The following is a 21,069-nucleotide window of genomic DNA, read 5'->3' as shown; positions in this document are numbered from 1 at the left end:
AGAAAAAAACAATTAGGAATCCCCATAAGTCTCCAGGGGAACCGTAGTGTTAGGCCACCATCGTCTTCGCGTCAACGCACAACCCTTCGGCCCGCCTGCGTTCCATATTTTGCGTTGCGCACAACGTCAGCAAACTCAGGATGTCTGCTCGGTGATCCAGCGCAAGAACGGTGGGTGACCGCTTTCAATACGCAAAGACACCACACACGGACAATCATAGGAATGTCGTTCCACCACGGCCTCGGTAAGGCGCTCCACCAGTTCGGCTCTGGTCTTGGCTAAAAGGACGACCTCCTGATCCTTCTCCACGTTGCCCCGCCAGGAATACATTGAACGCATCCCGGGTAAAATATTCACACAAGCCGCAAGACGCTCCTCCACCAACACCGCTCCGATGCGCTCGGCTTCCTCTTCACTCCCCATCGTGCAATAGACCAAACGGCATGCATCCACTCGCCATCCCTCCATCATCGCGTTGAGCAGCGCCCGAGCAATTCCTCGCCGGGTTGCGACAGATACCGGGCTACTTCGGCTGGGCCGAACGGGGAAATATCGGCTGCATGTTTATTCACCATACGTTTCACCGTCCGCATCCACGCTCCATACGATTTACGATCCAGCTTTCGACATATCTTTTCCCAATCATGACAGTCCATGCAGCTTCGCTCCAGAACGGCCGGCGTTACGGCCGGTTCGGAGGCGTGAACGGACAGCCCGCCACAGATAAAACACAAATACAGCACGGCCAGTATCCAGCCCCAGCGCCGCTTTCGTACACACACTTTTTTCCCGCCTGTATGACGTTCCATCCCGCTCCTTTGAAGCTACGAAGTTTTGAGTATAGTGTAGCATGTTCCTCCAGGGATGCAATGCGACTCCACGCCCGCCTCTTGAGAACCGTCCCGGACAATGCTACGGACCGGCTACGCCCCGGCAGTGTGTCTGCCTTGCCGAACAAGGAGTTTCCGCATGATCAAGAAAAAGCGAGCCAACGAAATATTCCGCAGACTGGCCCGGCGATATCCGGATCCGGAACCGGCTCTGGACTGGAGCCACGCATGGGAATTGCTTGTGGCAACGGTACTGGCGGCTCAATGCACGGACGAACGGGTCAACAAAGTGACCCCGGCATTGTTTAAACGCTGGCCCACCATTGCGGATATGGCTACGGCCGATATCCACGAAGTGGAGGAAATGGTCCGTTCAACGGGTTTTTTCCGCAACAAGGCCAAAAACATCGTAGCCTCGGCTTCCTTGATCATAAACGAATTCGGTGGCCGCGTCCCCGAAACCATGGCCGAGTTGATCCGGCTTCCAGGCGTGGCGCGCAAAACCGCCAACATCGTCCTGTCCAACGCCTTCCACATTCATGAAGGCATTGCCGTGGACACGCACGTCAAACGCCTGTCCTTTCGGCTCGGCCTGACGAAACACACGGACCCGGTTCGGATTGAAAAGGATCTCATGCCGCTCTTCGAACGGAAGAACTGGGGCGATATCAACCATTTCCTCGTCTACTACGGGCGGGAGGTCTGCAACGCGCAGCGCCCCCGCTGTACGGAATGCGAACTTGCGGACATTTGTCCGAAAAAGGGAGTCGAATAACATGCCCGTTCCCGGCCGATTTACCATCCATGCACGCGACGGCAAGGCCAGGCGCGCCACTCTGCATACTGCGCATGGCGAAATCCAGACCCCGGTATTCATGCCCGTGGGAACCCAAGGCTCCGTCAAAGCCGTTGGACCGGATGACCTGCTCCAGGCTGGTTCGCAGATCATCCTCGGCAACACCTACCACCTCTACCTCCGTCCAGGAGATGAGCTTGTGGCACGCCGCGGCGGACTACACCGCTTCATGTCCTGGGACAAGCCCATTCTGACGGACTCGGGTGGTTTTCAGGTCTTCAGCCTGTCCACCATCCGTAAAATCAGTGAAAAGGGGGTGGAATTCCGGTCCTATCTTGATGGCTCCAAGCACTTTTTCTCTCCGGAAAAAGCCATTTCCATCCAACAAAATCTCGGCTCGGACATCATGATGGTACTTGACGAGTGCGTGGGCTACGGAGCGGACCGGGAATACACGGCCCGTTCCCTGGAGCGAACCACCCGCTGGGCGCGCCGCTGCAGGGAGGTTCACACTCCCGGGGCCGACGGCCAACTCATGTTCGGCATCATTCAGGGAGGCTTTCACGAAGACCTGCGCGAAGAAAGCTTGGGACAGTTGCTGGAAATTCCTTTCGAAGGGTACGCCATCGGCGGCTTATCCGTAGGAGAATCCACGGAAGATATGTACCGAATTCTGAACCACATCGGCCCGCGCATGCCCGAGGAAAAACCCCGTTACCTCATGGGGGTGGGCACGCCCATGGACATTCTTGAAGGCATCGAATCAGGGGTGGACATGTTCGACTGTGTTCTGCCCACACGCAACGCCCGCAACGGTACCTTGTTCACATCCCAAGGCAAGGTGAACATCAAACGCGCAGAATTCCGCGAGGACGACGGTCCCCTGGATCCGAACTGCCAATGCTACACCTGCCGTAATTTTTCGCGCGCGTATCTCCGTCATTTATACACAGCGCGAGAAATTCTGTCATACCGACTCAATTCCCTGCACAACATCGCCTTCTTTCTGGAATTGGCCCGTCAGGCAAGAGAAGCCATCGAAGGCGGACGTTTCGCGGAACTCAAGGCGCACTATCAAGGGATTTACGGCACGGATGGCCGTAACCAGCGCAAAGGCGGCGCCCACCACAAGCCCAAACGCCGTTTCGGATAAGAGTCCCAGTAGGCTGACAATCTCAACGCCCGGTCGCTCCTCCATGAGACACCGGGCGTTGGTTTCTGCATCAGGCCGCAGAAGTCGGCTCCAACTCCAATCCTGGGCATTGCTGGGAATCTCCGTCAAGCTGTTCTGCGTACGCTTCCAGGCTCAAATTCGCGGCATCCTGATGCGCTGCGGCATCCAGGGAAGTAAACACCTCATCCACGAATCCGAAACTACGCCCGGGTTCCTCATCCCCCTGTGACGCACTGACAGCTTTCTGGATATCGGTCACCAGGATTCTTGAAGGCTGCATAGCAGGATAAAAACGCAGGTCATCTCCCTCTTCCGAGGGAGCGGCCAAACCGGACGCCGCCAGTTGGCCGAACAGTTCAACCACCATTTCCCGCGGGATCATCAATCGATCGGACAACTCGTCCACCGTAGGCAACAGACACCCCGTACGAAAGGGGCGCACCACCAGCAACATCATCACCAACGCCAACTTTTGACGCTGCTCCAGACTGGCCCGTCGAATGAACTGCTGTTTGGTGAAGCTCCGCAGATTCTGCACAGCCATGCACATTTCAGCACCGAACAAGACGATAATCCAGCTGATATACATCCAAATCAGAAACAAGGGCAGTTGCGCAAAACTGCCGTAAATGGCGTTATAATTGTTGAACCCCATTTGCCAGCGAATGTACGCGCCTTGCGAAAGTTGCCAGAACAAAGCCGCAACCGCGCCCCCAAGCGCCGCGCTTCGAAGCCTGACCTTGGTGTTGGGGATGAAGGAATATGCGAACGTAAACGCCAGCCAGATCAGCACAAGGGGCGCAAGCTTGAGGAACAACGACTCCAGCCAACCAAGACCTGAAACCTCCATGACCTTCTGCACAAAATCACTTTTCTGCACCGTGACCGTCGTGCTGGTGGCGACCAGGAAAATAACAGGCATGATCAGAATCACGGAAAAAAAGTCCGTAAACTTCCGCCAGGGTGATCGGCCTCGTTTCACATTCCAAATCGTATTAAAGGCTTGTTCCACTGTGGAAACCATGGAAAAGACGGTGATCAGCAGGAAGGCCACGCCCATCCAGCCAAGTGTCCGAACATTGGTATTGTCAATATAACCGATTATGGAAGTCACCACCTGCTCGTTTCCGGAAGCAAGCTGACTGAGTAAATCATGTATGAATTCGGAATTTTGTAAACCAAATCCCTTGGCAATGGAAAAGGCCACCGCCAAAAGCGGCACGATGGAGAGCGTTGTGGTGAACGTCAAGGCGCCGGAACGGATCAAACATTGATCTCCCAAAAAACCACGAACCACGAGATACAGCCAACGAGAGACCGCTGACAGCCGAGTGGGTTCACGATCCGGATCATCAGTCCAGATATCGATGGTAAACCAACGAAACAGCTGGCCGACATATTTTCCGATTCCAGAATCTCCCATTGTCTCCCTCCCTTTGCCGCGTACGACCTGCAGAATCAGAAAAACAAATCCCGCAAATATTGAAACGGCTTCAGCGGAATGCCGATAAGGTCACGCACCGTATTGGTGATAAGCTCCCCACCAGGAACTTCGACCGCAGGGTCATCCAAACAACCCACCACATGCAACGGCACCGTCGGTCCGGCGCTGTAGTTGGCCACCAGATCCAGATCAATGGTGTTGGTGTTGATATTGAAGTTCCCGGCTCCGCTCAGTTCCATGAACGTGGCGTCCATGCTGAAGTCCTCATTATAGAAACCGCCGTCCTCAATGCGGAACAGCGCCCCGGCTCCGGTAAAGCCGTTCCGGCCATCCAAAATGCTCTTGTCGCCCTCTTCCAACTTGGCGTTACCGGGCTTACCGGAAAATTTGTACGATCCATCCAAAACCGTGAAGCCGCCCCGGCCATCCAAATTGGCGATAATGTCGTCATCGGTGCGCCCCATGCTCTGCACATCAAGGAAAAGTACTCCCGTACCCATGACATATTCCTTGCCGCCAATGTCCGCCATAAACGGACCTGCCCGAAAATCATCGGCCCGCAGATTCAAGGACATGACGATGAATGCCTTGGCGGCTCGGGCAGTGAATCCACCTTCCAACTCCCCGCCATAAAATGTGCCGTCCAGGGCGGAGGTGGTCAGTTGCCCGTCGCGAGCCAAAACATCGGCACGGAGATCCGTAAAGTGCAGCTTGTAAAGCAATAGATCCTTGACCCGCAGAGTCCCCTCGGCCCGCAAGTCCCGCAAGGTTTCCAACGGCAGGAGAATGGGCCGAAGCTGCGTGGGGTCTACACATTCATGCGGATCCCGACGCTTTTTCTTTTTGGGACGATATTGGTCGATATCAACGCTACCAGCGGACAAATCAAACGTAATGCGCCCGGTATCCAAATCCTCAACCCGAACCACCCCACGCGCCTCGGCCCCGTCCATCCCAATCTCGCAATGATGGAACACGGCCTTCAGAGGGGTCAGGGAATATTGAGAAGCTATCCGCAAATGAGAATAGGCGTTTTCTCCACGCGGCTTGCCAGGCTTCAAGCTCATCCAATGCAACAAGCCCATAGGATTGTCGGTTTCGTATGACACAAGGCCGGTGAGGGTGTAGTCTTTTTCAAAAACCCGGTGCCCTTCAAGCGTGGCCAATACTTCCCCATCAAAACAGCTCATACGAATGTCGCGCAGGTGCAGTCGCTGGGTATCCACACGCAGCGCCCCACTGACACTAAAATCCATGGCAGGGGCATATTCAGGTAAAAGACTGCCTTCATACCGCCCTTTGACCTGCATGCCGTCCAGCCGGACATCCTCATACCTTCGGGTTACGCTGAACCGACCGTCCAGGGAAAGCCAGGATGAAAAGTCCTTGCCCGCGCCTTTTCCGCCACCGGAGAGGGTGAAGGCGTAGCGTTTTTCTCCACTTCGCTCTCCCAAGGGGGAAAACGCCACCTGCGCCTCGACGTTGCCTACATTCCAGCGACGCGTTTCTTTACCGCTTCCAGAGGTCAGGCGCACATCCCGCAGCTTGTATGCCAGTTCTCCTTCGATGCCCAACAAAACATCGTCCACGACATCCGGGCCTTGAAAATGCATGGGAGGCACGGTGGCGACAAGCCGCATTTCTCCCCTGCCCTGCGGGCGGGGCAACGCACTCCCCACCAACGGCAAATCCCCCAACGCCATCCCCTTCAAGGCCATGTCCATATCCAGGCCCAAGGCGTACCCGCCGTCTTCCTGGTTGGCTGCAATACTTGCCTGAAAAACGCCTTTGGCCGTTCCATCCAACACATCTGCGGAAAGCAATTCAAGACGAACCTTGCCGTCGGCGCATAGCCCTGCCCAACGAGAATCCTTCAATTCTTCTCCGCCAAGCGTCACGGAATCAAGCGTCAGGTCTGCCTCGGCTTTGGCCCCCTGGAAAAAGGACGGGAAAAAATCATCCAGGTAAAACGGCTCGTCAACAATGAACAAACGATAGTACCGGTCAAAATCCAAAGCATCGGCATGCAGTTGAAAGGAATACTCCGGATCAGCGAAATCCTGGACCGACAGCGCGCCAGCCAGCCGAGTGTCATCACAAACAACCGCGAGATCAGCAACACGCACTCCATCCATATCCGCGTCAAACCGCAACGCGAACTGGGCGGCCCGAAAGATACCATTGTCCTTATCTGGAATAGTTTCCGGGAAAATATCGTTCACCACTTCTCTGGGAGAAAATTGTCCGCTTCGCACCGTCCCCCGGATCGAAGGCGAGGAAAACATTTCGCGACATTCCACGCTTCCGTCCAGCAAGAGATGCGGCAATTTGAGGTGAAACCCGTCAAACCGACAGGTTCCTTTCGTTGTGTCCAACGCCAGCTTCGAGGTGAAATGCACTTCGTCACCTTGCACAGGCAATTCCGCGCCCCGGAGGATCAAATTCAACCGAGATTCCACGAGCCGCAACGCCTTGGCCTCAAAGTCCATTTCCATATTGCCGCTGACGTCCAATCGCGCTTCAACAGCCACCCCCGTATGCTGCAGCACTCCTCCCAGCGAAAACGGCAACGGTTGTCCCGTGGTGTATTCTCCGGTCTGAAACGAGGCGTCCGATACGATCCACGTCTTCCCCGTGGCTTCGTCAACATAGCGGAAACCCGCATTATGCATTTGGATGCCGCGCACCCGAACGGAACGGACCCGAAAGGACGGATCATGCACTGGCCGGGCCTCGCCGTGAGGGACAAGTATTTCCACCAACTCATCAACATTGGTGGTTCCGTCCTTTGCCCTGCGGACCATCACATCAATATGATTCAGGAAGATGGTATCGAATTCCAATTTCTGCGAAAAAAGCGGCACCAGCGCCACCTTGGCGGAGACTTCCGAAGCCCGCAGCAACGGCTCCCCATTCGGTTCGGCACGAATGCTCAGTGGGCCGGTTTCCAGACCAAGCCAGGGGTACACACTGACCCCAAGTTCCCCTTCAAACGTAACTTCATAGCCATACGTTTCGGAAACGAGCAACGCCAACCGTTCACGAAACCGTTCTGTCCCCAGATACCAATCCAGGGCCAGAAGTCCCGCAGCCAGCAATAGTGCGCTCAGGAGAGCGGTAATAAGGGTGATAAGCGTAATTTTTCGCAGCATGCACACTCGCAAGCAGCAACGCGCGGTTGCGTCACCGCTGATGGAAAAACGCGGAAGTCTTTTCCGGCAACCCTGCCAAACGGGCCACCACAGGGCATTTTACTTTAAAAGCAAAGAACACGTCCAAGCCGGATCCGGCAAGCGCCTCATAGTTTCCCTGCCCCTTGGCAATCACCACATCGGCGCTGTGCAGCATCGAATGGAATTCCGGCAAACAACGCTCCAACACCGCCCCCGGCGTATCCACGCCTGAAGATACCACGCGGCACAAATCTGTCATCCCCACGGCCTCCGCATCCTCCAACGTGGCGTCATTTAAAATAGACTGCCCTCGTACTGCATACGTCACCCGGGCGCCTGCGACAAGAAGTTCCTTGACGAGCAACCGGTCCAGACCGATTTCACCGGCATTATCGCCAACGATGAGCACTTGACTCTCAGGCTTAAGACGTTCACGAAAAGCGGCCAACGTATCTTGATCAAATGCGCCGCCAAGCTGTTGAAGCTCCGATTCCCAATCAAACTCCACTCCCACCCCACAATCCATATAGTTGCCAACAATGGATATTTCGAGAGCGGTTTTCAATGGATCGGTGCTCTGCCGAACAATGGACGCCAGTTCGGGCAAGAGTTCCAGGACACGGGCATTGGCTTGTTTTTTCTCCTCAACAAACGGGTCATCCTGGCCGGTAAGCTCACGAAGCATGGCATACAACTTCCCTGCCAGGGCCGGCGGAGATTGATGCAAATCAAACAAGGGAACCATCTCAGCCAGTCGGCTCAAAGCCTGGGTCTGAATCTTCACATCATCCGGACAAACCCTTCGAGCTGCGACAAGGGCTTGGCGGAAAAAGCAAGGTATACAATCCAATTCCGTTCGCATACAAATCTCCTGCTCATCTATGATCGTTCCATTCCATCTTAACAAGCTCATCTCAGACGCATTTTGCGTCCTAACCAGATCAAAATCAAGGCGCTTTTTTTGTCCATGCGACAGATAGCTGCTTGTAACACACCGTAAAGAAGAAGAAAATCTTCTGGCACAGGCATTGCTTCCACATCCTAAAAAACAACCATCCCGTGTCCCGTACACGGCCATTTCGGGAGGTCCATGAACATCGCCATAGCAAGCGGCAAGGGAGGCACCGGGAAAACAACGGTGGCGGTCAACCTTGCCAAACATCTCAGTAAAAAAGGCGTCCCGGTCTCATTTGTAGACTGTGACGTGGAAGAGCCGAATGCGCACTTCTTCCTTTCCACGGAATTGAGCGAGAAAAAAACAGAATTCGTTCCTGTTCCCGTCATTGATGAAGAAGTCTGCCTCGGAGAAACGTGTAAAAAATGCGTTGAACTATGCCGATTTAAAGCACTCATCTGCATGGCAGGCCACATGATGGCCTTCCCGGAGCTGTGCCACAGTTGCGGCTTATGCGAGTTGGCCTGCCCGGTCAATGCCATCAGCGAAGGCACCCGGGAAATCGGTGTCAGCAGCATCGGTCGTTCCGAGGGCATTACCTATTATCAAGGATTGTTGCGCATCGGGGAAGCCATGGCTCCGCCGCTGATCAAGGCAATCAAGCAACGCGCCGGTGAAACCGGCCTTACCCTGCTTGACTGCCCCCCGGGAGCATCCTGTCCGGTGGTCTGCTCCCTGCAAGGCGTTGATTACGCCGTGCTGGTGGCCGAACCCACGCCCTTTGGTCTGCATGACCTGGATATTGCAGTGCAGCTTTTGCGTGAGCTTGACGTTCCCTTCGGAGTGGTACTGAACCGTGCTGGAATGGGCGATGACCGAGTTGAACGCTACCTTGAGAAACAAGACATCCCGCTTCTGGCCTCTCTCCCTCACGAACGGGACGCCGCAAAAGCCTACTCGCAAGGGCAGTTGCTCATTGATGCCGTTCCCGGATTTGCAGAACATTTTGATACGATTGTCGCGGCCATTGAGCGCCGCACAGGAAAGGAGTTGGCATGAAACAGCTGGTCGTCATAAGCGGCAAAGGCGGCACGGGCAAAACCAGCGTTACCGCGGCCCTGGCCGGGCTTGGGCCGGACAAGGTTCTTGCAGACTGCGATGTGGATGCAGCGGATCTTCATCTGGTGCTTCATCCGACGATTGAAGAAACAACCCCCTTCGTCAGCGGAGAGCAGCCGGAACTAGACCCCGCAATTTGCACGTCCTGCGGCCTTTGCAGGGAGCATTGCCGGTTTGATGCCATAAACGAAGACTTTCAAATCATGCCCGAACATTGCGAAGGATGCGGGGTTTGCGCGTACGTTTGCCCAGTGCAGGCTGTGACGATGCATCCACGAACCTGTGGTGAACAGTACCGTTCAAGCACGCGTTTCGGTCCCATGATCCATGCCGCTCTCGGCATTGGCGAGGAGAACTCCGGCAAACTGGTTACCTCGGTACGACAGCAGGCCAAGGAGGTAGCCGAAGAACAAAACATCAATCTGGTCTTGGTCGACGGATCCCCGGGAGTCGGCTGCCCCGTCATCGCCTCACTCACCGATGCGGATCTGGCCGTCATGGTCGCTGAACCTACAATTTCCGCCGTACATGACCTCAAACGTGTTCACCAGTTAACACAACACTTCAAGATGCCGTCAACGTTGATCATCAACAAAAGCGGCATCAACCCCGAACTGGAAGAAGAACTTCGGCAGTACTGTGCTTCGCATGCCATTCCGGTTCTCGGGGCATTGCCCTATGACGACAACGTCACGAAAGCGCAAATTAACGGGCAGACCATTTATGAATACGACCCGGACGGACTGGGGCGTTCCATCAGTTCCATATGGAACAGCCTGGAATCACTTCTCAACGATTAAAACGACCTGGAGGTGACGACGCATGGAGAAGGTACTGATTGTCGGCTGTCAACAGACGATGAACGAAATCTGTGTAGGCTGTTCCCGCTGTATGGTTGCGTTCAACCGTCGTGAGGGTGAATTTGCCGCTTACGGTCCCGATGCGCAGTTGATTGGTTTATTGAGTTGCGGAGGCTGCCCCGGGCAAGCCATTGTAATGCGTCTTGCGCAAATGAAACTCTGGAATGCGCCCATGCAGGAAATGCCGACCCATCTCCATGTGGCACCGTGCCTGGACCTGCACTGCCCTCATGCGGAGATCATCAAACAAAAAATCGTTAAAACAGCCGGCATTCCGGTTATTCTTGGGGCACACCCCTATTTGCCCAAGGACATCTTCGCCGTCTAAAAGACGAGGTATGCCATGCCGCTTCGTGAATATCACTGCCCACACTGTGGAAATGACTATGTGGAACTTATTAACCATGGAGACCGGGCTCCGGACTGCCCGCATTGCGGTGAAGGCGATGGGATCCCATTGGTCTCCGTCCCCGGGGCTGTCGGGACATCCAAACACCGTACGCCGGATACAAACGGCCATGGCTGTTGCGGTTCCCGGCCGAACGAAAGCGGCTGCATTCCCGGCTCATGCTGTGGCCGGAACATCCGATAAAAAAGGCCGCTTCCAGACAAACTGGAAGCGGCCCACTTTCTTTAATGAAACTTTTCCAACCAACCTAAGAAGATTCGGGAAAACACATCCCCACGATGCTAATTCCCAACCGGTCAGCTTCAGCAACGGTTTCATCTCGATCAAAAAGTAAACTTCGGTTCGCTTCGATCCCAAGGCACGTGGCCTTGCCCTCCGCCATCACCTGCACGGTTTCAATACCGGCACTCGGCAAATCCACACGCTCTTCCTGCCCCGGCTTGAAAACCTTAACAACGACACACTCGTCACCACCCAACTGGCAGCCGCGACGTATGGCCTCGTCCGTTCCCTCCAACGCCTCTACGGCAGAAACAATGCCTTCCCGCAGAACAAGACATTGACCGATATCCAACCTGCCAAGCTCCTTGCCAATACTCCATCCAAGACGCAGATCGTTCATCTCACGTTCGGACGGGGCACGCTTGGTAAGAACCCCTTCAGGGGTTAACAATTGCGGAACATGTTGGTGGGGCGGCACTACCCGCATCCCCTCCTGCTCCAACTCATGGGTCAGCGCACCAAGCAGATTGGAATCACCTTTGTTTTTGTTCTTAAAGATGACTTTGAGCGCCCGCATGTCAAAATGCCGGACATCCATAATACGCGGCTTATCGATGGTTCCGGCCATAACCACATCTTCGACGCCATGCCGTTTAAAAAACGCCAGCAGTTTGGAGAGTTTCCCGAGCTTCAAGACCTCGTAGGCATCCGCATACGAAAGCACGTCAAGATTCGAATGTCCCTCAAAACAGGCCACAACCAAAGTGTGCCCTGCCTGCTTCACGCCCTGGGCCACAAGTACCGGAAATTGACGCCCTCCGGCGATAAGCCCGATAACAGGTAGCGATTCAGACATGGGATCAGTCGCCGTTCTTATGGAAATCCGGTGCTACGCCGCATTTGGTGCCGCGCATGAATCCGACGAGATTGGCCACTTCAGCCACATCTGGATAGTCGTTCAACGCTTGCTCAAGAGCCTTTTCCCGAGGCAGGCCGGATCGGAATATTATTTTGTAGGCTTTTTTCAATGCACGGCAAACCGTTGTGTCAAACCCATGCCGCCGCAGTCCGATGAGGTTCGGTCCCATCAGGCGGCCACGTACACCGTGAGCGAGCATGTACGGCGGAATATCGAGATTGTATCCACTCGAACCGCCGAGAAACGCATACTCACCGATTCGAAGAAACTGCTGAACCGCTGCCATACCGCTTACCACCGCATGATTGCCGATTTCGACATGACCGGCCAAATTGACCGCATTGGCCATGATGACATGATCACCCAAAATGCAGTCATGCGCGACATGTGCATACGCCATGAGCAGACAATGAGATCCAAGCACGGTTCTGCCGTTGCCCTGCACAGTACCACGGTTGACCGTCACACATTCGCGGAGCGTGTTGGAATCGCCGATCTCAACCCATGTTTCCTCATTTTTATAGGCAAGATGCTGCGGTTCACCACCAATGCACACGTACGAATGAACGTGGTTGTCAACGCCAAGCCGGACGTAGGACTTAAGATGAACGAAGGATTCAATCACGCAACCATCGCCGATGACAACATTATCTTCGATAACGCTGCATGGTCCTACGACGACGTTATCCCCAATCGTCGCCTTATCGGAAACAATAGCACTTGGATGGATGGAGGTGGACACTAAATACTCTCCTTATCGACCAAAGCAGCGGAAAGCTCGGCTTCGCACGCAAGTTCGCCGTCAACTTCGGCCACGCCCTTCATCCGCCAAAGCGACATTTTCCGGACGATATTGGACATACGCAACATCAGCTTGTCGCCAGGGACCACGGGTCGACGGAACTTGGCTTTGCTGATGCCCGTAAACATGAAGACTTTACCCTCAATCTCGATATCCGGATCCTGCATAACATACAGACCTCCGGTTTGAGCCAGGGCTTCAACCATAAGGACACCGGGCATCACCGGCAATCCGGGAAAATGGCCTTGAAAAAAAGGCTCATTGTTGGTGACGTTTTTATATGCCTGAATATGGGATCCCGCCTCAAAGGAAACAACCCTGTCCACGAGAAGGAAAGGATACCTGTGCGGAATAAGCTTCATGATCCCTCTGATATCCATAAACATTTCTTGATTAGCCATTGTTTTCCCCGTTCTCGGTAGTCCGCAACTGCTCGATCTCCCGTTCCAGGCGACGCACACGCTTCAACAAATCAGGAAGCCGAGGCAGCGAGGCTCCCACACGTAGATAGGTTCCAATCTCCATCATGGGAGTATACGTCACCTTACTACCTGCGGATAAATCATTATTCACCCCTGACTGCGCACCGATCATGCACCCGTCACCAATGGTGATATTGTCCTTGATACCGGCTTGTCCCCCGATGACCACACCATCGCCGATGCGGGTACTTCCGCCGATTCCGCTGCCCGCCACGACCAAACAATGCTCACCGATTCGCACGTTGTGACCGATCTGGACAAGGCTATCCACCTTGGTTCCACTTCCCACCTGAGTCAGATCAAGCGCTGCGCGGTCAATGGAGGAATTCGCCCCCACTTCCACATCATCGCCCAGGTCTACACGGCCGATCTGCGGAATCTTCATGTGTCCCACAGGGGTTTGCGCAAAGCCGAACCCATCGCCGCCCAAAACAGCTCCCGGCTGCAAAATACAACGGTCCCCCAAAGTGGTATCCGCCATAAGCACCGCATTGGGATATAACAAACACCCCTCGCCAACGGAGCTTCGTTCCCCAACATAACAACCAGGAAAAACGACGGAATCAGCTCCAACCACAGCTTTTGAGCCAACAAACGCGAACGGATACACCGTAGCATCTTCATGGACAGAAGCCGTTTCATGGATGAAAGCGAGAGGGCTGTGTCCGGCAAAGTCACCTTGAGACTTGGCAAAAAGCGACACAACACGAGCCAGATCCATATATACATTGTTGCTGAGTAAAGCGCTCTCAACCAGCGGGGCATGCTCGGAACTGAGCAAAACAGCTCCGGCGTTCGTGCTTTCCAGTGCCTTTACATACTTGGGATTGACGAGAAAGGAGAGCTCCGACTCAGCGGCGCTCTCCAAAGTGTTGACCCCAAGAATCTCCCGATCAGGACCGATATGTTCCAGTCCCAACCGTGTTGCGATCTCGGAAAGAAGCATATTTTAGTGGCCTTGAGCCTTCCAGGCCTTGTTAACCTCTTCGATCAGAGGCTCCGTAATATCGAGTTCCTTGTCCAGATAGAGCAAGCCGCTTTGCTGGAATTCAAACACCAGATCATACCCGTGTTCCTCAATGTACTTCTGGGCAGTCTGCTGCATCAGCTCCAACACAGGAGCGGACATGGTCTTATCTTCAGCAATGGCTTTTTGCTGGAGGTCGCGGCGAAGATCTTCCAGATCACGGAACTTCCGCTTCAGCTCCAGTTCTTTTTCACGCTTGGTGTCCAAGGAATAAGCGGCACTCTTGTTTTTAAATTCTTCGGAAAGGCGTTTCAGCTCTTCCTCAAGCTGCTGGCGTTCCTTAACCATGGGGTCCAGCTTCTTCTTCAGCTCTTCAGCAATGTACTTGCCCGGCTCCGAAGTTTTCTTCAGACGTTCCATATGGATAACAGCAACCTTCAAGTCTGCGGCAAAGGCAGGCGCCTGCAGAACAATGGCGAAGATCATTGCGAGAAACAGTACTTTTTTCATTCGTATCTCCTTTGGCCATTACTTTTCAGCTGATTTCAACGGCACACAACCGTCCCTTCCCCACTGCAACAGCGACGCACAACGAGGATATTCCACACACAATAATGAGTTAGAAAGACTGTCCCATCCGGAATTCAAGCCGGTTGCTGGCGCTGTCCTTCAGGTCGTCGAGACCGTAGCCCCAATAGACCTCCAAGGGTCCCATGGGCGAATTCCAGCGCCCACCAAGCCCCACACTCTTATAGAGTCCAAATGAGGGAGCGTCACCTTCAGCACTGTCGAGGTCATCGTCAAAGAGCATCTGGTCATCATCCCACACTCCACCGACATCGAAGAACATGATGCCGAGAATACCGTATTCTTTGCTCAAGGGGCACATCAATTCAATGTTGGAATAAAGCGCCTTGTCACCACCGACGGCTTCATCATCCTCATCACGCGGCGAGATTTTGCGGCTTGCGTACCCTCGCACGGACCCAATGCCGCCGAGACGGAATTTCTGTGCCATAGGCAGGTCATCGCCGCTAAAGTTTTCATGCATGTAGGCGACATTTCCATGCGCACGCAAGGACAAATTCCAAAACAGCGGCTCATAATGATCGATGTCATAGAGATACTTGATGAAGTTGTCATCACCGCCAAGAAAGTCACCCGCATAGGTAACGCTGAGGCTTTGCGCCGTCCCTTCAGAGACGAAGAAGGAATTCTTCTTGAGATGTGACCGTGCCAACAAAGCCGTCACGGCACTCAACAGATGCTCACCTTCCTCATCCTTAATCGTGTCGGAAGCCGTCTCCTCTACGTCATAGATATGGTAGAAGCTGGCCGTGTAGGAGAATTTGGAGCTTGTATGGTCTCCAAGGGGGTACAACAAGGCAGCGCTGAAGCTCAGGTCACGCATGTCGTATTCATCATAAGCGTCCACGGACCGGTTGACGCCGAGCGAATAGCCCCATTTTTGATCATCGTAATGGGGATCAACAAACGTCAGCCCAAATTCATTGGAATCGCCGCCATAGCTACCATACAGGTTGAGATGGTACCCCTTGCCGAACAGGTTGTTTTCCTGAATTGAGCCAGCAACGAAGAAGCCGCCGCTGGACGAGAAGCCGAAGCCGCCGCCGATCTGGCCTGTCGGTCCCTCTTTAACGCGAACCTTGAGATCCATCTCGTCCGGATCTCCAGTAGGAATGGGTTCGACATCCACCCCCTCAAAATATCCAAGGCCTTCCAACGCAGCCACAGAATTTTCCAGCGCTTCGGCGCTGAACGTGTCGCCGTCGGAAAGACGCATCTCACGTAAAATCACATTATCGCGTGTCTCGGAATTGCCCTCAAGCAACACACGGCGAATATGGACTTTTTGATGTTTAGCAAGCGTGTATACAACATCCAGGGTGTCTTCTGACGACTTGGCGAACTGAACGCCGACATCAGCATAGGCATATCCCTTATTGCTGTACAGGGCCGTGAGAGCTTCAACATCCTCTCTGACAGTGGATGCGTTCATGAATTGCTCTTCCGCCCGGACCTCGTCCAGGGCAATGGCCTCATCCAACTCTTCAGGAGAGGCGATCAAATCGCCTTTGTACTGGATGTTGCCGATTTTCAATCGTGTGCCTTCCTTAATGCGGAAAGTCACCCGAATACCGTCGTCCAGAAAGTCCACTTCAGGTCGTCCGACTTGGACATCCATAAACCCGCGGTTGGCATAGTAGGCTTTGATAGCGGAAGAATCACGCTCCAGAAGCTCTTCATTGAGCACATCGGAGGAGCTGAACCACGTAAGGATGCCACTCTCGGAAAGAGCCAGCTCATCTTTCAAATCGTCCGGATCCACCTGCTCAGCACCATCCAGAACAATTTCCTCAATGTAAAGCTTTGGCCCCTCTTCCACCACAAAATTAAGGCGGGCCTGTCCTGTCTCGCCCCCCTCCACTTCGTACGAAACCTTGGTTTTATAATACCCTTCCGTGCGGTACATGGCCCGGATGGTATTCATATCGTCACGTAAAACCCGCAGGTTCAACACGGCACCTTTTTTCGTCGCCACGGCCTCAAGCAGGTCATCTTCGTCCAGCTCATCGGCACCAACCACGCTCAAGGCTTGAATCCTTGGCTTTTCGACCACGCGGAACAATACCTTCTTGCCTCCGGTAACATCGGAAACAATCACGTCTACGTCATCAAAGTAACCAAGTTCATAAATATTTTTTAACTCACCATCAATGAGAGACGGCTCGTAGGTGTCGCCCTTATTGATACGCAGGCGCATGAGAACCACTTCAGGATCAAGCACTTTGGTGCCTTCTACGTCGATCACCGCAATGGGTTGCTGGTTAAGCATCACCTTGCGGGACTGAGCCACTACGTCATCGACCAAGGGCAAAAGATTGATGATGCCTTCCGTCTCAGCGTAGATGGGAGTGGCCTTTTCCTTGTCAAAGGCATCCACCAGACGGGACTCCATACTCAGCGTTTCCCCCAACTGGGAAAAGGATCCGTACAGAGCATAGCCGGCCCCGGTCATCAATGCGATCTCTCGGGCTTTGGCCAAGTCCAAGACATCCACGCCCAGTTCATCGACGATGCGCCGCACTTCGTCAGGAGCAACCACGTCAAATCCGGCTTCATTGAGTCGGTCCGACAAAAGATCGGGGAGGCTGTCCTCAAGATACACAAGGTCGTCGCCTGCGTTCACCTCAAACGGAAGCACCGCCACCTTGGGCGCGGCACTCGTCTGGGCCCATGCGGACCCACCGTTCAACATCAAAAAAAATACCGTCGCAAGCAGGGCGAGGCAGCGTCTACGATTGGGCATACAATTCTCCTGCGCGAAGCTCCAGCCGACGTGACATGCTGTCGGCCAAATCCGCATTGTGCGTCACCACCACCAGAGTCATTCCCAGTTCTGCATTCAACGCGGCCAGCACTTCCGCGATGGTTCGACCATTTCGTTCGTCCAGATTTCCAGTTGGTTCGTCCGCCAGGACAACGCGCGGGCGAAGCAATATCGCCCTTGCAATGGCGGCACGCTGACGTTCGCCGCCCGAGAGGGTCGTCACTTTAAAATCTTTTCGTTTCCCCAAGCCGACCATCCCCACAGCCTCATCAGCCATTTCCATGGCCTTTTGACGGGAGTGTCCACCTATAATTGCGGGCATGGCGACGTTTTCCAATGTATTGAACTCCGGAAGGAGATAGTGAAACTGAAAGATAAAACCGATTTCCTTGTTCCGCAATACAGCCTTGAATCCCTGGGACAGGCTGTTCAAGTCACGCCCTGCAAAGCGTATATCACCTTTTGTAGCTGAATCCAAGGTTCCGAGAATATGCAATAAGGTGCTCTTCCCCGACCCGGAGGCTCCGAGCACGGCCACGGACTCCCCCTCTGCCACGCTCAGATTCACCCCACGCAGTATCTCGATCTTCTCTGTGGGTCCCTGAAACGTCTTCCCCACATTGGTCAGTTGGTATAACTCCTTGTTACTCATAACGCAAGGCATCCGCCGGGCGAAGCTGTGCCGCCCTCCAGGCTGGGTAAATGGTCGCCAGAAAGCACAGCAAAAAAGCTGCTACACCGATACAGGTTAGGTCAAAGGCCTCAAGCCGGACAGGGAGGTAATCCACGGGATACACATTCTGTGGCAACTCGATAAATTGATACTTCTTCAACAACAGTGCAACGGGTATCCCGATGCTATACCCAATCAATGTACCGACGGCACCTATCAACGTGCCCTGGAGCATAAATATCTTTCGGATGCTACGGATCTGTGCCCCCATGGACATGAGTATGGCAATGTCCTTGGTCTTTTGCATAACAAGCATGACCAGTGTTGTGACAATGGAAAAAGACCCGACCAGAACGATCATTGCGAGAATGATGAACATGGCGGTCTTTTCCAGTTTTAGCGCGGCAAAAAGGTTGGCATTCATGTCCTGCCAGGTCTCGACGTCAAGCGGGGCGTCCCCAAGAACGGCACGAATCTGCCCGGCCACATCTCCAGCGCGGTACACATCCTCGACCTTGATTTCCAGGCCGGAAATGATGCCCTCAGGGTATCCCAACAATTCCTGCGTGGCTGGGATGGTTGAATAAGCAACGGACGTATCGTATTCATACAGTCCTGTGCGGAAAACCCCCACGACACGAAAGGGGAGCATTTTTGGAGAATACCCGGCGGCTGTTTGCATTCCGCTGGGCGAAAGAAGATATACCGTAGCCCCATTCCACAGACCAAAGCGATCTGCCAACTGCGACCCCACGACCAACCCCGGGATGTCGTCTTGCGTATGCAGCGCGGCAAGGTTGCCATAGACCATGTCCCGCTCCAGACTGAGCACATCTCCGGCTGTATCGGGATCAATGCCGCGCAGAGCCAGTCCTTTGACCCCTCCACCGGGCGCGGAAAGCATAACCTCGGAATAGAGGAAGGGGGTCACTCCGCGTACTTCGGGAACCTCGCCGAGTCGCTGTTGCAGCAAATCTTGGTCGCGAACTCCGCCAAGCCCGCCCCCCACGACGATATCGGCATTGACACCGAGTATCTTGGATTGAAGATCCTTGCTGAATCCGTTCATCACGCCGAGAACGACGATCAAGGCGGCCACCCCGAGAGCAACCCCGCAAACGGCAAACAGAGAAATTACCGAGATAAAGGACTGGCGACGCAGGGCGAAGAGATATCGGACCGCGACAAAGGACTCGAGACTCATGCCCCTCCTGTGGCCGCCTCAGGCCGGAGCAGCGGGAAAAGGATCACCTCACGGATGGAAGCACTGTCCGTAAGCAGCATCACCAGGCGGTCGATTCCGACTCCCTGCCCCGCTGCCGGAGGCATGCCGTACTCAAGCGCCCGGACATAATCCTCGTCCATAAAATGCGCCTCTTCGTCACCGGCATCCTTTTCCCGGACCTGTTCCTCAAACCGCTCTCGTTGATCCAGAGGATCGTTAAGTTCGGAAAAGGCATTCGCCATTTCCCGTCCGGTCATGAACAGTTCGAAGCGATCCGTAAGATCCGGATTCTGCTCGTTACGCCGTGACAGAGGAGAGATATCCGTAGGATAATGATAGATGAAATGCGGTTGAACAAGATTGGGTTCAACCAGAATATCGAACAGCTTGGCCTGTAGTTTTCCCAGCTTTTCCCCTTCTACGACCTTCTCGCCCTTCTGCTTGACGAGCGCCCTACACTGCTCATAGTCGGTATAGACTTCAGGGGCAACTCCCCCGATCTTCTCCAACGAGTCATGGAAGGTCATGCGGACCCATTTGCCGGGAGTTAAGTCAACGGTCTGCCCTTGGTACTCAATGACGCTGGAGCCGCATACCTCGCGGGCGACCTTGGCGAACATATCCTCCGTCAGATCCATGAGGTCTTCAAACGTGGCGTATGCCCAGTAGAATTCCATCATGGTGAACTCAGGATTATGCTGCGTGGAAATGCCTTCGTTGCGGAAGTTTCTGTTGATCTCGTACACCTGCTCAAAGCCGCCGACCACCAGGCGCTTGAGGTACAGCTCAGGGGCAATGCGCATGTACAACTTCATGTCCATGGCATTATGATGCGTCTCAAAGGGCTTGGCAGTGGCTCCACCAGGAATGGGCTGCATCATGGGCGTTTCGACTTCCATGAACCCCCTGGAGTCCATGTAGTTTCGCAGCGAACGGACAATCTGTGTCCGCTTTTGAAAAATTTCCCGGGTTCGCTTTGTCACGATCAGATCCACGTACCGCTGCCGATACCGGATTTCCACGTCCTTCAGTCCGTGATACTTTTCAGGCAATGGACGCAAGGATTTGCTCATGAGCTGGAAGTAATCCGCAGCAATGGTCAGCTCACCGGTTTTGGTGCGAAAAAGTGCTCCTCGAACCCCCACCACGTCGCCGACTTCGGACTTTTTGAAGAGTCCGTAGACATCGCTTCCCAGGTCGTCCCGGGCAGCGTAGACCTGAATACGGCTGGTTCGGTCCTGGATCTGAAAGAAAGTCACCTTCCCGAAGGAGCGCCACGCCATGATGCGCCCGGCCACCGAGAACGTCTTATCCAGGGTTTCGAGCTGTTCGGCCTCCGCGTCGGCAAAATCATCCCAGATATCCTGGATGTAGGTGTCGCGGGAGAAATCATTCGGGTAAAGGCTGACTCCGCTTTCCAGCAGAGCGCAGGCTTTTTCCACCCGAGTCTTGATGACCGAATTGTATTCGTCCCGATTGCGCAACGCCTCCAGCATAGGCATGAAGCGTTCCGCCTGTTCGGGGGCTGCCTGCAACTTGATTTTCTTGTTCTTCTTATTATTTGCCAAGGTAATATCCCGTGTGAATTCAAGTCTCTTAAGCCCATGGGCACAAGAAGGAAATGACTATTCCAATTCCCTGCAAGCGTCAAGCAGCGCGGACAGACAAAGGGCTAATCAAAAAAAATTAAAAAAAACAGAAAAAGCGCTTGACCAATGCGCCTGGGT

The 21,069-nt window shown here is 54.1% G+C and carries 18 protein-coding genes; 5 read left to right on the top strand and 13 right to left on the bottom strand.

Features of this window, described 5'->3' with window-relative positions:
• Positions 1-135 precede the first annotated feature (135 nt).
• Complete coding sequence (gene cutA / locus B5D49_RS05055; RefSeq protein WP_268802026.1) at positions 136-453, bottom strand: divalent-cation tolerance protein CutA; 318 nt, start codon at positions 451-453, stop codon at positions 136-138.
• 516 nt (positions 454-969) lie between these two features.
• Between cutA and nth the strand changes: the two genes are divergently transcribed.
• Positions 970-1,605, top strand: a complete 636-nt coding sequence (nth, locus tag B5D49_RS05045) for an endonuclease III (RefSeq protein WP_078716586.1) — start codon at positions 970-972, stop codon at positions 1,603-1,605.
• A gap of 1 nt (position 1,606) precedes the next feature.
• Positions 1,607-2,779, top strand: coding sequence for a tRNA guanosine(34) transglycosylase Tgt (gene tgt, locus B5D49_RS05040; protein WP_078716585.1), 1,173 nt, complete (start codon positions 1,607-1,609; stop codon positions 2,777-2,779).
• A 70-nt stretch (positions 2,780-2,849) separates the two neighbouring features.
• Here tgt and B5D49_RS05035 read toward each other — a convergent pair whose 3' ends face one another.
• Genes B5D49_RS05035 through B5D49_RS05025 form a run of 3 tightly spaced genes read right to left on the bottom strand, consistent with a single transcriptional unit; the run spans position 2,850 to position 8,495 of the window.
• The gene (locus tag B5D49_RS05035; RefSeq protein ID WP_078716584.1) at positions 2,850-4,223 is read right to left on the bottom strand and encodes a YihY/virulence factor BrkB family protein; all 1,374 of its coding nucleotides are present in this window, start codon (positions 4,221-4,223) and stop codon (positions 2,850-2,852) included.
• Positions 4,224-4,258: 35 nt separating this feature from the next.
• The gene (locus B5D49_RS05030; protein ID WP_078716583.1) at positions 4,259-7,396 is read right to left on the bottom strand and encodes an AsmA family protein; all 3,138 of its coding nucleotides are present in this window, start codon (positions 7,394-7,396) and stop codon (positions 4,259-4,261) included.
• A gap of 31 nt (positions 7,397-7,427) precedes the next feature.
• The gene (locus B5D49_RS05025) at positions 7,428-8,495 is read right to left on the bottom strand and encodes a damage-control phosphatase ARMT1 family protein (protein ID WP_234990624.1); all 1,068 of its coding nucleotides are present in this window, start codon (positions 8,493-8,495) and stop codon (positions 7,428-7,430) included.
• A 12-nt stretch (positions 8,496-8,507) separates the two neighbouring features.
• Here B5D49_RS05025 and B5D49_RS05020 point away from each other — a divergent pair, with 12 nt between their 5' ends.
• From B5D49_RS05020 to B5D49_RS05010, 3 genes are read left to right on the top strand one after another with little or no spacing between them, the layout of a single operon-like run.
• Positions 8,508-9,371, top strand: a complete 864-nt coding sequence (locus B5D49_RS05020) for a nucleotide-binding protein (protein ID WP_078716581.1) — start codon at positions 8,508-8,510, stop codon at positions 9,369-9,371.
• Positions 9,368-10,231 carry an ATP-binding protein gene (locus B5D49_RS05015; RefSeq protein WP_078716580.1) on the top strand — a complete coding sequence of 288 codons (864 nt, stop codon included), beginning with the start codon at positions 9,368-9,370 and terminating at the stop codon, positions 10,229-10,231. The genes B5D49_RS05020 and B5D49_RS05015 overlap by 4 nt, the downstream gene beginning before the upstream one ends.
• A gap of 22 nt (positions 10,232-10,253) precedes the next feature.
• Complete coding sequence (locus B5D49_RS05010) at positions 10,254-10,619, top strand: CGGC domain-containing protein (RefSeq protein ID WP_078716579.1); 366 nt, start codon at positions 10,254-10,256, stop codon at positions 10,617-10,619.
• A 328-nt stretch (positions 10,620-10,947) separates the two neighbouring features.
• Here the strand turns inward: B5D49_RS05010 and B5D49_RS05000 are convergent, their stop codons facing one another.
• From B5D49_RS05000 to lysS, 9 genes are all read right to left on the bottom strand, one after another.
• Positions 10,948-11,778 carry an LpxI family protein gene (locus B5D49_RS05000; protein WP_078716577.1) on the bottom strand — a complete coding sequence of 277 codons (831 nt, stop codon included), beginning with the start codon at positions 11,776-11,778 and terminating at the stop codon, positions 10,948-10,950.
• A gap of 4 nt (positions 11,779-11,782) precedes the next feature.
• Positions 11,783-12,583: an acyl-ACP--UDP-N-acetylglucosamine O-acyltransferase gene (gene lpxA, locus B5D49_RS04995; protein WP_078716576.1), complete on the bottom strand. Its 801-nt coding sequence runs from the start codon at positions 12,581-12,583 to the stop codon at positions 11,783-11,785.
• A complete protein-coding gene (fabZ, locus tag B5D49_RS04990; RefSeq protein ID WP_078716575.1) occupies positions 12,583-13,044 on the bottom strand; it encodes a 3-hydroxyacyl-ACP dehydratase FabZ in 462 nt (153 codons plus the stop codon). The genes lpxA and fabZ overlap by 1 nt, the downstream gene beginning before the upstream one ends.
• A complete protein-coding gene (gene lpxD, locus B5D49_RS04985) occupies positions 13,037-14,071 on the bottom strand; it encodes a UDP-3-O-(3-hydroxymyristoyl)glucosamine N-acyltransferase (protein WP_078716574.1) in 1,035 nt (344 codons plus the stop codon). The genes fabZ and lpxD overlap by 8 nt, the downstream gene beginning before the upstream one ends.
• A 3-nt stretch (positions 14,072-14,074) precedes the next feature.
• Positions 14,075-14,602 (bottom strand): OmpH/Skp family outer membrane protein, encoded by a 528-nt coding sequence (locus tag B5D49_RS04980; RefSeq protein WP_078716573.1) that lies wholly within the window; start codon positions 14,600-14,602, stop codon positions 14,075-14,077.
• A 109-nt stretch (positions 14,603-14,711) separates the two neighbouring features.
• A complete protein-coding gene (gene bamA / locus B5D49_RS04975; RefSeq protein ID WP_159447138.1) occupies positions 14,712-17,423 on the bottom strand; it encodes an outer membrane protein assembly factor BamA in 2,712 nt (903 codons plus the stop codon).
• A complete protein-coding gene (locus tag B5D49_RS04970) occupies positions 17,410-18,096 on the bottom strand; it encodes an ABC transporter ATP-binding protein (RefSeq protein WP_078716571.1) in 687 nt (228 codons plus the stop codon). The genes bamA and B5D49_RS04970 overlap by 14 nt, the downstream gene beginning before the upstream one ends.
• On the bottom strand, positions 18,089-19,321 hold the full coding sequence (locus tag B5D49_RS04965) for an ABC transporter permease (protein WP_078716570.1): 1,233 nt from the start codon (positions 19,319-19,321) through the stop codon (positions 18,089-18,091). The genes B5D49_RS04970 and B5D49_RS04965 overlap by 8 nt, the downstream gene beginning before the upstream one ends.
• Complete coding sequence (gene lysS, locus B5D49_RS04960) at positions 19,318-20,844, bottom strand: lysine--tRNA ligase (RefSeq protein WP_407670525.1); 1,527 nt, start codon at positions 20,842-20,844, stop codon at positions 19,318-19,320. The genes B5D49_RS04965 and lysS overlap by 4 nt, the downstream gene beginning before the upstream one ends.
• Positions 20,845-21,069: the final 225 nt, after the last annotated feature.

The organism is Paucidesulfovibrio gracilis DSM 16080, from assembly GCF_900167125.1.
Lineage (GTDB): Bacteria > Desulfobacterota > Desulfovibrionia > Desulfovibrionales > Desulfovibrionaceae > Paucidesulfovibrio > Paucidesulfovibrio gracilis.
This window is presented reverse-complemented; position numbering and strand designations above follow the sequence as displayed.